Here is a 12,563-nt window from a genome sequence, read left to right on the forward strand (position 1 = left end):
CTTATTCAGTTTTAGTAACAGGTGAATTAGAAAAATTAGTTGCAGAATGTGCTCCAGCGGAATTCTTTTTTTTATTTAATTTTCTTTGTAAAATAGAAGATTTAATTATTTTTTTATTTTTACTAAATAATGTATCATCAATAATTTTAGTAATAGGTGCAAAAGCTTGATTTTTTATATTTTCTTTATTTAAAAACTGATTATTTAAAAATTTTTTTTCATTTGATATTAATATATTGTTTTTTTTAAAAGATAGATTTAAGTTATTTCTTTCTTGAATTAAATTTTGTTTTTTAAAATTTTTTTTAATTTTATAAAAATAATATTTTTTATTTTCTTTAAAATTGTTAATTTTTTTTAATAATATACGTTTTTTAATAATCGTATTTTTTTTTAAAATAGATGAAATATTTATTTTTTTTTTAATAACTAAACTATGATTGTTATTTGTGGTATTTACTTTTTTAAATGAGTTTTTAGTATAAATTTTTGTTAATAGAAACTCTAGTGAATGAATAACATCAATATTAATAGATTTTGAAAACTGAGTAGAATATAGATTAAATAACTGATTTCTTAAAAGCATTAAATTTTTATAATTAGATTTTTTATAAATTTGCCAAATAATAAAAGAATTGTTTTTAATTAAATAATTATATTCATTTAAATATTTAGAATTGTTATTTTTTTGAGAAACAATGTCTTCAAACAATAATTTTTTTTTAAAAAAGTTATTATTTTTAATATAGTTTGTGTTTTTTTTAAAAAAATCAAATTGTTCGATATAATTAATAATATTAATTTTTTTAAAGTATTTATTATAATAAAATAAATTATATTTTTTTTTAACAAATAATTTAGATTTATTATTAAAACAATTTTGATTTTTAATTATGTTATTTTTAGATATAATTTTAACATTATTAGTATTTCGAATTGAAAAATTATTTTCTTTTTTAAAAAAAATATTATTTTTATACTGAAAAATATTTTTTTTTAGTATTCCGCTTTTAATGAAAATATTTTTTATAAATAAAGATTTTTTTATCCAAGAGATAAAGTTAATAAAAAAGTTATTTGGAAAATTTTTTTTACAAACTGTTTTTGAAACAACATTGTCTGGATTAATAGAATAATCAAATAATGTGCTTTTTTTTAAAAATGGTTTAGATTTTATTTTTTGTTCTATCACTTCCTGTTTAATATTTTTTAAATTTTTATTATTTTTAATATTAGAAAGATAATAACTCATCGATGGTATCTGCTCTCCTTTTCTAATTCTAGAAACGAGATAATGAGGAGTTTTCATATTTTTATTAGGTACAATAATTGTCTTTCCACCTGCTTGTCTTTTTTCAATTGCGTGTACTGCATTTCTTTTTTCGTTTAATAAATAACAAGCAATTTCTATAGGAACAATAGCATGTACTTCATATGTATTTTCTTTTAATGCCTCCTCTTCAATTAAACGCAATATTGATAGGGATAATGACTCGTTATCTCTAATAGTACCTGTTCCTGTACATCTAGGACATATATGATGACTAGATTCACCTAAAGATGAACTTAATCTTTGTCTTGACATTTCTAATAAACCGAATCTAGAAATATTTCCAATTTGAATACGAGCTCTATCTTCACGTACAATTTCTCGAAGCTTGTTTTCCACAGTTTTTTGATTGATTATAGATGTCATGTCTATGAAATCAATGACTATTAATCCACCTAAATCTCTTAATCTCAACTGTCTAGAAATTTCTTCAACTGCTTCTAAATTAGTATTAAATGCAGTTTCTTCAATATCAACACCGCGTGTTGAACGGGCTGAATTAATATCAATGGCGGTTAAAGCTTCTGTAGTATCAACTATAATCGACCCACCAGAGGGAAGTCGCACTTTTCTTTGAAAAGCAGAATTTATTTGAGATTCAATTTGATAATAACTAAATAAAGGAGTTTCTCCAGTATAGAGTTTGATTTTATTAATAAAATCTGGACGACCTAAAGCAGAAATATGTTCTCGAGCTGTGTTTAGTATTTTAGGATTATCAATTAAAATTTCACCAATATCTTGACGTAAATAATCTCTAAATGCACGAAAAATGACATTGGTCTCTTGATGAATTAAGAAAGGTGCAGATTTACTTTCTGAGGCTTTTTTAATAGCATCCCAATGTTTTAATCTAAGAGATAAATCCCATTGCAATGATTTTATAGATTTTCCAACTCCAGCTGTTCGAATAATTATACCCATGTCTTTAGGCAATTTTAAAGATACTAATAAATCTTTTAGTTCAGTCCGATCATTTCCTTCAACTCTTCTTGATATACCAGTAATATTAGGATTGTTAGGCATTAAAACTAAATAACTCCCTGCTAATGTAATAAAAGTTGTTAAAGCTGCTCCTTTATTTCCTCGCTCTTCTTTATTAATTTGAACTATAAGTTCCTGTCCTTCTTGCAAAATATTTTTAATATTTAAAGGTATATTAACATTGTATTTTTTTGGAAAATATTTTTTTGCAATTTCTTTTAAAGGTAAAAAACCATGTTTTTCTATTCCATAATTTACGAAAGCAGCTTCCAAACTAGGTTCTATTCGAGTTATTTTCCCTTTATATATATTCGATTTTTTTTGCTCTGATCCAGAATTTTCTATATCAAGATCATATAAACGCTGACCATCAACAAGAGCTACACGCAACTCTTCCTGCTGAGTTGCGTTGATTAACATTCTTTTCATTATAACATTTTCTCTCTTATTTTTATAAATAAGTAAATACATCAACAGGAAATATGTACTTTTAAAAAAATAATATTTTATTATCTAACTATGATTTTTATTTAAAATATATATAAAAATAAGTTGTTTTAAAATAGCATAAAAATAACTTAAAAATTAATAAATAAAATTTTTTAAATAATTACAAAATATTATTTATACTAATAATTTAAAATTTTAAATAATTTAATTATTGATACTAATATATTTATATATTTAATTATATTATAATTAATAAAAATTAAAAAAATTACTTAATTATAGAGATTTTTTTAATGACATATAAAACATTGTCTGCATCTATTATATATATTAATGAAGATATGATAAATCAACGAATTGATAATTTTTTGAAAAAAAAATTTAAAAATACACCTAAAAGTATGATTTATCGTATTATTAGAACAGGAAAAGTTCGAATTAATAAAAAAAGAATTAAACCAAACTATAAATTAAAAATTGGAGATTATCTAAAAGTTCCATCAATTAAAGTATTAATTCAAGAAAAAAAATATTTCAATGTTAAAAATTATGAAAAAAATTTATTAAATAACATTCTTTATGAAGATGATCATTTGCTAATAATAAACAAACCCTCTGGTATTGCAGTACATGGCGGAAGTGGTCTTAATTTTGGAGTTATAGAATATTTTCGAAACGTTCGGCCGTTAGAAAAATTTCTTGAACTTGTACATCGTATTGATCGAGATACATCAGGTATATTAATTTTAGCAAAAAAAAGAACATCGCTTGTAAAAATGCATCAACAAATCAGAGAAAATAAAATAAAAAAAGAATACATAGCATTAGTACATGGTTTATGGCCACATAATTTAAAAAAAATATCACAACCTTTATTAAAAATTACTTCAAATAACAAACAAAAAAAAGTTATCATTAACGATAATGGAAAAATTTCAGAAACTTATTTTCAGATAAAAAAACAATATTCTTTTACAACATTAATTTCTGTTTTCCCAAAAACAGGTAGAACGCATCAAATACGAGCACATACATCACATGTTGGTTGTCCAATATTATTTGATAAACGTTATGGAAATTTAGATTTAGATAAACTAATAAAAAACAAAGAAAGTTGTAATAGACTCTTATTACATGCTATTTCTATTAATTTTATACATCCTAGTAATGGTAATATATTAAATATAAAAGCACCACTAGATATGAATATTAGAAATTTTTTACAAACTCTTGTATGATATGTTTTAAAAACATTAAAATAAAATGATTTATTTTTATATAAATATTATATAGAGAGGGAAATTAAATGGCTGTACAAAAAAATAAACCAACTCGCTCTAAAAGAGGTATGAGACGTTCACATGATTCGCTAAAAAATATAACATTATCCATAGATAAAGTTTCTGGAGAAACACATATTAGACATCATATGACTCAAAAGGGATTTTATAAAGGTAAAAAAGTTCTTTAAAACAAATAGAAGCGGTATTTTTTAAAAGTACCGTTTTATAAAAAATTATTTTCGAAATACAATATTATTTATTTCAATAAATTTTTTGTTTAATAAAAAGGTTGTTTTAATGTGTTTATTTGCTATGTTATTTCCAGGTCAGGGTGTTCAATATATAAATATGTTGTCTTCTTACTTAAAAAAAGAAAAACTTTTTCAAAATACTTTTAAGGAAGCTTCAGAATATATAGGATATAATTTATTAAAATTAATAAAAGAAGGCCCTTTAAAAATACTTAATAATAGTCAATATACACAACCAATAATATTAACTTCATCAATTGCAATTTATAGATTTTGGAAACAATGCAATGGAAAAAATCCATCTTTAATGTCTGGACACAGCCTAGGAGAATATTCTGCGTTAGTTTGTTCTAATTCATTAGAATTTAGTGATGCATTAAAAATAGTGCATATGCGTGGTAAACATATGCAAAAAATTGCTTTAAATCAATCATGTTTAGTAAAAGCAATAATTGGTTTAGATCAAAATATTGTAAGAAAAATTTGTCAAAAATATACATCAAAAACAGTTTCTGTTGCAAGCATTAATTCTGATAATCAAATAATTATTTCAGGCTCTCAATTAGATGTCTATCAAGCTAGTTTAGATTGTAAAAAAAATGGAGCTAAGTTTATATTTGATATCAATCTTAATATACCAATACATAGTTATTTGATGCAACCAGTTGCTAAAAAAATTGAATCTATATTAAAAAATATTAAAATTAAACAACCTAAAATACCAGTTATAAATAATGTAGATGTAAAATGTGAAAAAAATAGTAATAAAATTAAAAATGCTTTAATAAAACAAATATATAAAACGGTAAGATGGAAAGAAATAATAGATTTTATACAAGAAAAAAATATTTTTATTATGCTAGAAATAGGACCAAATAAAATTTTAACAAATTTAAATAAAAAAAATATTAATCTAGTTTCTTTAAATACAAGTAATAAAAAATATTTTTTAGAAGCTTTTAAAAAAATTAATTTAAAATCATGAAAATTAAACAACGAACAGCTTTAGTAACCGGTGCAAATAAAGGAATTGGCAAAGCAATAGCCATAAAGTTATTAAAAAAAGGAATTAAAGTCATAGGAACATCTACTAGTAAGAATGGAGTAAAAACAATAAATGAATATTTAAAAAATAATGGATTCGGTTTTATTTTAGATTTAAAAGATACTGAATCTATTACAGAAAAAATAAAAGAAATTTACAAAAATAAATGTTCTATCGATATATTAATTAATAATGCTGCAGTTAAAGCAGATAAATTATTAGTTCAGATGAATAATAAAGAATGGGAAGATATAATAAAAATTAATTTAATATCTATATTTTATATTTCCAAAGCTGTTATTCCTTCTATGATTAAAAAGAAAACAGGACGTATTATAACAATTGGTTCTATAATCGCTTATATAGGAAATAAAGGTCAAGCTAATTATAGTGCTTCAAAATCAGGTCTTATTGGATTTCATAAGTCATTAGCATTAGAAGTTGCTTCTAAAGGAATAACTGTTAATATAATTGCACCAGGACTTATTAAAACAGACTTTATTAAAGATTTAAATAAAATACAGTACAAAAAATATTTATCTTATATTCCAATGAAAAGATTAGGAACAGTAGAAGAAATTGCAAATGCAGTAATATTTTTATCTTCTACGAATGCATCCTATATTACCGGACAAACACTACATGTCAATGGTGGCATGTATATGTAAAAAAATATATTAATTTATAATAAACACTTTAAAGTGAGTAATATAATATGAACAACATCGAAAAAAAAGTAAAACAAATTATTTCAAAAAAATTAGATATAAAAATAGAAAATATTGATATTCAATCTTCATTTTTAGAAGATCTTGGAGCTGATTCTTTAGATATTGTCGAATTAATTATGACTCTAGAAGAAGATTTTAATATAGAAATATCTGACGAAGAGGCAGAAAAAATAAAAACAGTAAAAAATGCCATTGATTTTATTAGTACTAAACTAAAAGATTAAAATTAGTTTAAATTAGAAATTTAAAAATAATGATAAAAAATAAATTTATTGTAGTTGAAGGATTAGAAGGAGCAGGGAAAACGCATGCGTGTACTTATATAAAAGAAATTTTAAAAAAAAATAACATTAAAAATGTTATATTAGTTCGACAACCAGGAAGTACACCTGTTGCAGAAAAAATAAGAAAATTAATTAAAATGTACCATACCGAAAAAATTATAAAAGAAACAGAACTACTTTTGATGTATGCTGCAAGAATACAACTTGTTAAAACAATTATCAAACCAGCATTGAAAAAAGGATATTGGGTAATTTCAGATCGTCACGATTTATCTTCTTTAGCTTATCAAGGTGAGGGTTTAGGTATTAACAAAAATATTATTAATCAATTAAAATATTTATTTTTAGAAAATTTTATTCCAGATTTAACTTTATATTTAGATGTTATACCTGAAATTGGTTTACAACGAGCATTAAAACGTAGTTCGTCGTTAGATAGAATCGAAAAAAGATCTTTAACATTTTTTCAAAAAACCCGGAAAGGTTATTTAAATAATATAAAATCAGACACGAAGACCATTAAAATAGATGCCAATTTAAACATTGAAAAAGTTAGTAAAAATATTAAAAAACAATTCTCAAAATGGCTTCAAAAACAATTCATATGAAATATTATCCTTGGTTAGTAAATCCATACAAAATAATTATTAAGCAACATCAAATAAAAAAACCACATCATGCATTACTAATTAAAACTACAAGAGGATTAAAAGTATTTAAATTAATTTGGTATATAAGTAAATGGTTACTATGTAATGAAACAGATGGAATGAAATTTTGTAATAAATGTCATAGTTGTAAATTAATGTCATCAGGAAATCATCCAGATTGGCACCAATATACAAAAAATAAAAATGAAATAATCACTGTCGATCACATTAGAGAAATTAATGAAAAAATATTTAAATATCCACAACAAGGAAAAAACAAAATAATATTTTTACCAAATATTCATAAATTAACAGAATCTGCAATAAATGCATTTTTAAAAACATTAGAAGAACCACCAGGAAATACTTGGTTTTTTTTAATAGATTATAATAATAACGTAACAATAAATTATACAATATATAGTCGTTGTTTAATATATAAATTATTTCCTCCACAAGAAAAACATGGTTTAAATTGGTTACATGATCAAAAATTGTCAAATAAAATATCTAATTTAATATCATTACGTACTAACCAGGGGTCACCAATATCTGCTAAAAAATTTATTACTAATGGGCTTTGGGAAGAAAGAAAAAATTTATTTATATATTTTTTAAAATCCATAAAAAGTAAAAACCTACTAAAAATATTACCAATCTTATCTATTAATAATACTTTAGTAAAAATAGATTGGATTTGTCTATTATTATTTGATTCTATAAAAACCTATTTTAATCAAACAAAACAATTAACTAATTTTGATCAATTAGAATTAATTAAATTTTTTTCTAATAATTATAATTATTTTACTTTAAATAAAAGTATTAAAATTTGGAATAAATGTCGATATAGATTATTTAACACACCGAGTGTTAACAACGAATTATTATTATTAGAACAATTGCTTAAATGGGAAAAAACTTTAGGTTTTATTTTTTAATCTTAATTTTATACTAATAGAGATAAAGTTATGTTTTTAATTGATTCTCACTGTCATCTTGACCAATTAAATTACAATTCATTACATAAAAATATAGAAGATATGATTAAAAAATCACATGAAAATTATGTGAAAAAATTTTTAACAGTATCCACTTCTATTAATAACTTTTATAATATACAAAAAATATTTGATAAATATAATTTTATTTTTTATTCCTGTGGTGTTCATCCCTTACATTGTCAAAAAGAAAAAAATTTAAATCAACTTAAATTATTATCAATGAATCAACGTGTCATTGCACTAGGAGAAACAGGATTAGATTATTATTATTCACCTGAAAATAAGAAGATACAACAATATTTTTTTCGAGAACACATACGCATCGCAATACAATTAAATAAACCTATTATAGTACATACAAGAAACGCTATAAACGATACAATAAAAATATTAAAAGAAGAACATGCAGAAAAATGTGGAGGTATTTTACATTCATTTACTGAAAATGATAAATCAGCATTTAAATTATTAGATCTTGGTTTTTATATTTCTTTTTCTGGAATAATAACTTTTAAAAATTCAATTGAATTAAGAAATACATTAAAAAAAATACCATTAGAAAATTTACTAATAGAAACAGATTCTCCATATTTAGCACCAATTCCGCATAGAGGAAAAGAAAACCAACCAGCATATTTACTTGATATTGCAAAGTATATTTGTTTGATCAAGAAAATATATTTAGAAGAATTTGCTGAAATTATAAAAAATAATTTTTATACATTATTTAAATTTTAAAAATAAAATATATTATTTAAATTAATTTTATATTTTATATATACCTAGGAGTTTTTCAATATGTTTAAAAATGTATTTGCAAGCCTTCAAAAAATTGGAAAATCACTTATGTTACCTGTATCTGTATTACCGATTGCAGGAATATTACTTGGTGTAGGATCCGCTCATTTTAGTTTAATACCAGATACTATGTCCGAAATTATGGCTCAAACTGGAGGGTCTGTTTTTTCAAATATGCCATTAATTTTTGCGATTGGGGTTGCTTTAGGTTTTACTAATAATGACGGTGTAGCAGCATTAGCTGCTGTTGTAGCATATAGTATTTTAATTAAAACACTATCTGTAATTGAACCAAACATATTGCATATAAATATAAACACAATAAAAAATAAAAGTTTATATGATATAGGAATATTAGGAGGTATTATAGCAGGTGCGGTATCTGCTTATATGTTTAATAAATTTTATAAAATACAATTACCTGAATATTTAGGATTTTTTGCAGGCAAAAGATTTGTTCCTATCATTTCAGGTTTATCAGCAATATTTATAGGATTAACATTAGCTTTTATTTGGCCATCGATTGCAAAAAAAATTCAAATATTTTCACAATGGGCTGCTTATCAAAATCCCATTTTTGCTTTTTCTTTATATGGTTTAGTAGAAAGAGCATTAGTACCATTTGGTTTACATCATATATGGAATGTTCCATTTCAAATGCAAATAGGAGAATATACTAATTCTATTGGACAAGTATTTCATGGGGATATCGCAAGATATATGGCAGGAGATGTTACTGCTGGAAATTTATCAGGTGGATTTATTTTTAAAATGTATGGACTTCCAGGAGCTGCTTTAGCAATTTGGCATACAGCAAAAAAAGAAAACAGAAATAAAATAGGTAGTATTATGGTTTCTGCGGCTTTGACAGCGTTTTTAACTGGCATCACCGAACCAATTGAATTTTCATTTATATTGGTTGCTCCGATACTATATGTCGTACATGCTTTATTAGCAGGTTTATCTTTTCCATTATGTATTTTTTTAAATATGCGCGCTGGGACAAGTTTTTCACATGGATTTATCGATTTTATAGTATTAAGCGGTCATAGTAATCAATTATTTCTTTTTCCTATTGTAGGTATTTTATACGGTTTATTATACTATATTATATTTTATTTTTTAATAATTACATTTGATTTAAAAACTCCAGGTAGAGAAAATAATAAAAATAAAGCTATAATAAAAAACAATATTGAAATAGCACCTTATATAATTGAAGCTTTAGGTGGAAAAGAAAATATCAAAAATTTAGATGCTTGTATTACTAGATTACGTATTACAGTATTAGAAGTATCAAAAGTAAATAAAATTGATTTAAAAAATCTTGGAGCAGCAGGAGTAGTAATATCGGGATCAGGAATACAAGCTGTATTTGGTACTAGGTCTGAAAACATAAAAACAGCAATGGATGAATGTATAAATAAAACATAAATTAAAAGGGGGTGAGTAAAAATTAACTCGCCCAATAATTCACATTATATATAAAAATATAAATACAAGAACTTTATTATGAATAAACATTCAATATTTCAAAAAATTATAAAGAAAGAAATTCAAGCAAATATTTTATATCAGGATAAAATAGTAACTGCTTTTGATGATATATATCCAAAAGCACCAGTACACATATTAATTATACCAAACAATATAATTAAAACTGCAAATGATATCAATATAAAAAATAAAAGTATTATCGCCCATATGTTTTTTATTGCTGTACAAATTGCTAAAGAAAAAAAAATTAGTCAGGATGGGTATAAAATAATTGTTAATTGTAATAAACATGGAGGACAAAAAATAGATCATTTACATATGCACCTATTAGGTGGTGCTAAATTAAAAGCATTATATTAATAAATATATTTTTTTAAAAGGTAATAATTTGAATAAAAATATAATATTTTTCTTGATTATTTTGTTATATATTAATAGTTGTTCATTTTTAAAACAAAACAAAAGTTATTTAAAAAAAAATAATAATTCTGAAAAAAACAAAAATCTTATTTTTTTAAATTTTGATAATGCGATAGAAAATATTATTTTAGAAATGTCTCATGATCAGAATATATTTTTTTCTAAAAAAATATTGCTATATATTAATATATTAAAAAATGAAAGTAATATTTTTTTAGAAAACAAAAAATTAACCAATTCTATAAGAGAAAAAATTAAAAAAATAAATAAAATTACTATTATTAATAGTAATCAAATTAAAAAAACAAAAAAAGAACTAGGATTATCTGAAAATAATAAATTTTTGAATACAAGTACTGCTATTTTAATAGCTCGTAAAAATAATGCAACATACTATCTTGATAGCAAAATTATTAAAAATAATAAATTACTAATATTAGAAGTTAAATTAATATTTGTAAAAACAGGAGAAATTATATTTCATAAAATAAAAAAATTTTTTATTTTATAAAATAAATGTTAAATATATTTAATATAGTAGATCTTTCTACTAAAATTTATATTATAAAATATATATTTTTAATGTTTCAATAAAAAGTATATTTTATTAATTATAAATCAGTAGAAAGTTCTAGTTCTTAATTTTTATTATTAAGATTTTTAAAAAATAATTTAGTATAAAAGTTAAAATTTATAAACTAAACCAGCACCGATAATATTGTCTGTAGAAATTTTATTAGTTTTAATAAAATCATTTTCTTTTAATAAGTTGATTTTATAATTCATATATGTTGAAATATTTTTATTAAATTCATAACGAGTAGAAATATTAATTTGCTTTGCCAAGCCTAATTCACTTTTATCAGCACCTCTAATATTATAACCTTTAGAATCTAAATAGCTCAAAGAAGGGCAAAATCCAGATTTAAAACTATATTCTGCTATTGCTTCAATGTTTTGTGTTTCATTTATATAACTATTACTATGAATATCATGCGGTGTTAAATTTCTTGCCGCACCATAAAAAGCAGCAATATATACATTATTAGCATCATATTTAAAACCTAATCCGTACGAACTTACAGATTCATTTTTTAACATTTTATCTGATGTTGATTGGATAGGTCTTTCAGATGTAAAACAAGAACCAATCGCAGTTAATCCTGATTTGCTCTCATATTTTAACGATGCACCCCAACCTACATTGTTTTTTTGATTTAGGCTTCTATTTTTAGTTTCATTTTGATATTGCAATGCAAAACTCATTCCATTAACTAAACCAAAAATATTATCATTCCTATAAGTTAATAGACTATTGTTTCTACTTACCATATAGTTATCATTATATGCAAACACGCTATTATTCGTAATATATGGAGTATGATTAGTTAAAGATTCCACATCATGGATAACACCATAATTTCTACCATAATCTAGAGATCCTAAATTACCATATTTTAAACCAGCATATCCTAAACGTATAGTACTAGGTTGCTGTTGGTTTCTTAATTCCTCAGGCATAAAAAAATCAGTTTTATATTCAATTTTTGCATAACTAGAAAGTTTATTAGTAATATTAATTTTTCCTGATAATCCTAAAATAGCATTTGTATTATCATCTTTCGAAGTTATTTTTGTAGATAAAAATCCATTAGAAAATTCATGATTAGGATTAATACTTCCATATAATTCTAATTTATTCCCATTTTTGTTGAAAATTTCTGCAGCTGTAACTGTACTTGTAGTTGCAAACAATATTGGTATTAAAATTGATAAAGATTTTTTTTTGTTCATAATTTTTTAAATTACCTTATTAGTAAATTTAATATAAATTAA

Annotated in this window: 13 protein-coding genes; 11 read left to right on the forward strand and 2 right to left on the reverse strand. The window is 22.8% G+C overall.

Annotated elements, in window-relative coordinates; genetic code table 11:
* Position 1: 1 nt before the first annotated feature.
* The gene (gene rne, locus D9V64_RS01765; RefSeq protein ID WP_158366723.1) at positions 2 to 2,743 is read right to left on the reverse strand and encodes a ribonuclease E; all 2,742 of its coding nucleotides are present in this window, start codon (positions 2,741 to 2,743) and stop codon (positions 2 to 4) included.
* 314 nt (positions 2,744 to 3,057) lie between these two features.
* On the opposite strand from rne, the gene rluC reads away from it, so the two are divergent.
* The 11 genes from rluC to D9V64_RS01820 all read left to right on the forward strand — a co-directional run bounded on the left by rluC (position 3,058) and on the right by D9V64_RS01820 (position 11,238).
* Complete coding sequence (gene rluC / locus D9V64_RS01770) at positions 3,058 to 4,002, forward strand: 23S rRNA pseudouridine(955/2504/2580) synthase RluC (protein ID WP_158366725.1); 945 nt, start codon at positions 3,058 to 3,060, stop codon at positions 4,000 to 4,002.
* Positions 4,003 to 4,070: 68 nt separating this feature from the next.
* Positions 4,071 to 4,235, forward strand: a complete 165-nt coding sequence (rpmF, locus tag D9V64_RS01775; protein WP_158366727.1) for a 50S ribosomal protein L32 — start codon at positions 4,071 to 4,073, stop codon at positions 4,233 to 4,235.
* A gap of 109 nt (positions 4,236 to 4,344) precedes the next feature.
* Complete coding sequence (gene fabD / locus D9V64_RS01780) at positions 4,345 to 5,283, forward strand: ACP S-malonyltransferase (RefSeq protein ID WP_158366729.1); 939 nt, start codon at positions 4,345 to 4,347, stop codon at positions 5,281 to 5,283.
* The gene (locus D9V64_RS01785) at positions 5,280 to 6,011 is read left to right on the forward strand and encodes a beta-ketoacyl-ACP reductase (RefSeq protein WP_158366731.1); all 732 of its coding nucleotides are present in this window, start codon (positions 5,280 to 5,282) and stop codon (positions 6,009 to 6,011) included. The genes fabD and D9V64_RS01785 overlap by 4 nt, the downstream gene beginning before the upstream one ends.
* 47 nt (positions 6,012 to 6,058) lie before the next feature.
* On the forward strand, positions 6,059 to 6,298 hold the full coding sequence (acpP, locus tag D9V64_RS01790; RefSeq protein WP_158366733.1) for an acyl carrier protein: 240 nt from the start codon (positions 6,059 to 6,061) through the stop codon (positions 6,296 to 6,298).
* Between the two features lie 29 nt (positions 6,299 to 6,327).
* On the forward strand, positions 6,328 to 6,966 hold the full coding sequence (tmk, locus tag D9V64_RS01795) for a dTMP kinase (protein WP_158366735.1): 639 nt from the start codon (positions 6,328 to 6,330) through the stop codon (positions 6,964 to 6,966).
* Positions 6,942 to 7,949 carry a DNA polymerase III subunit delta' C-terminal domain-containing protein gene (locus tag D9V64_RS01800; RefSeq protein ID WP_261979775.1) on the forward strand — a complete coding sequence of 336 codons (1,008 nt, stop codon included), beginning with the start codon at positions 6,942 to 6,944 and terminating at the stop codon, positions 7,947 to 7,949. The genes tmk and D9V64_RS01800 overlap by 25 nt, the downstream gene beginning before the upstream one ends.
* Positions 7,950 to 7,979: 30 nt before the next feature.
* On the forward strand, positions 7,980 to 8,750 hold the full coding sequence (locus D9V64_RS01805) for a YchF/TatD family DNA exonuclease (protein ID WP_158366737.1): 771 nt from the start codon (positions 7,980 to 7,982) through the stop codon (positions 8,748 to 8,750).
* 60 nt (positions 8,751 to 8,810) lie between these two features.
* Positions 8,811 to 10,244: a PTS glucose transporter subunit IIBC gene (gene ptsG, locus D9V64_RS01810; RefSeq protein ID WP_158366739.1), complete on the forward strand. Its 1,434-nt coding sequence runs from the start codon at positions 8,811 to 8,813 to the stop codon at positions 10,242 to 10,244.
* Positions 10,245 to 10,322: 78 nt separating this feature from the next.
* Entirely contained in the window at positions 10,323 to 10,667 is a 345-nt protein-coding gene (locus D9V64_RS01815; RefSeq protein WP_158366741.1) for an HIT domain-containing protein, read from the forward strand.
* Between the two features lie 28 nt (positions 10,668 to 10,695).
* The gene (locus D9V64_RS01820; protein ID WP_187308558.1) at positions 10,696 to 11,238 is read left to right on the forward strand and encodes a hypothetical protein; all 543 of its coding nucleotides are present in this window, start codon (positions 10,696 to 10,698) and stop codon (positions 11,236 to 11,238) included.
* Positions 11,239 to 11,411: 173 nt separating this feature from the next.
* Here D9V64_RS01820 and D9V64_RS01825 read toward each other — a convergent pair whose 3' ends face one another.
* A complete protein-coding gene (locus D9V64_RS01825; RefSeq protein ID WP_158366745.1) occupies positions 11,412 to 12,521 on the reverse strand; it encodes a porin in 1,110 nt (369 codons plus the stop codon).
* Positions 12,522 to 12,563 lie beyond the last annotated feature (42 nt).

The sequence above is a fragment of the Buchnera aphidicola (Aphis nerii) genome, from assembly GCF_005083105.1.
Taxonomy (GTDB): Bacteria; Pseudomonadota; Gammaproteobacteria; order Enterobacterales; family Enterobacteriaceae; genus Buchnera; species Buchnera aphidicola_AS.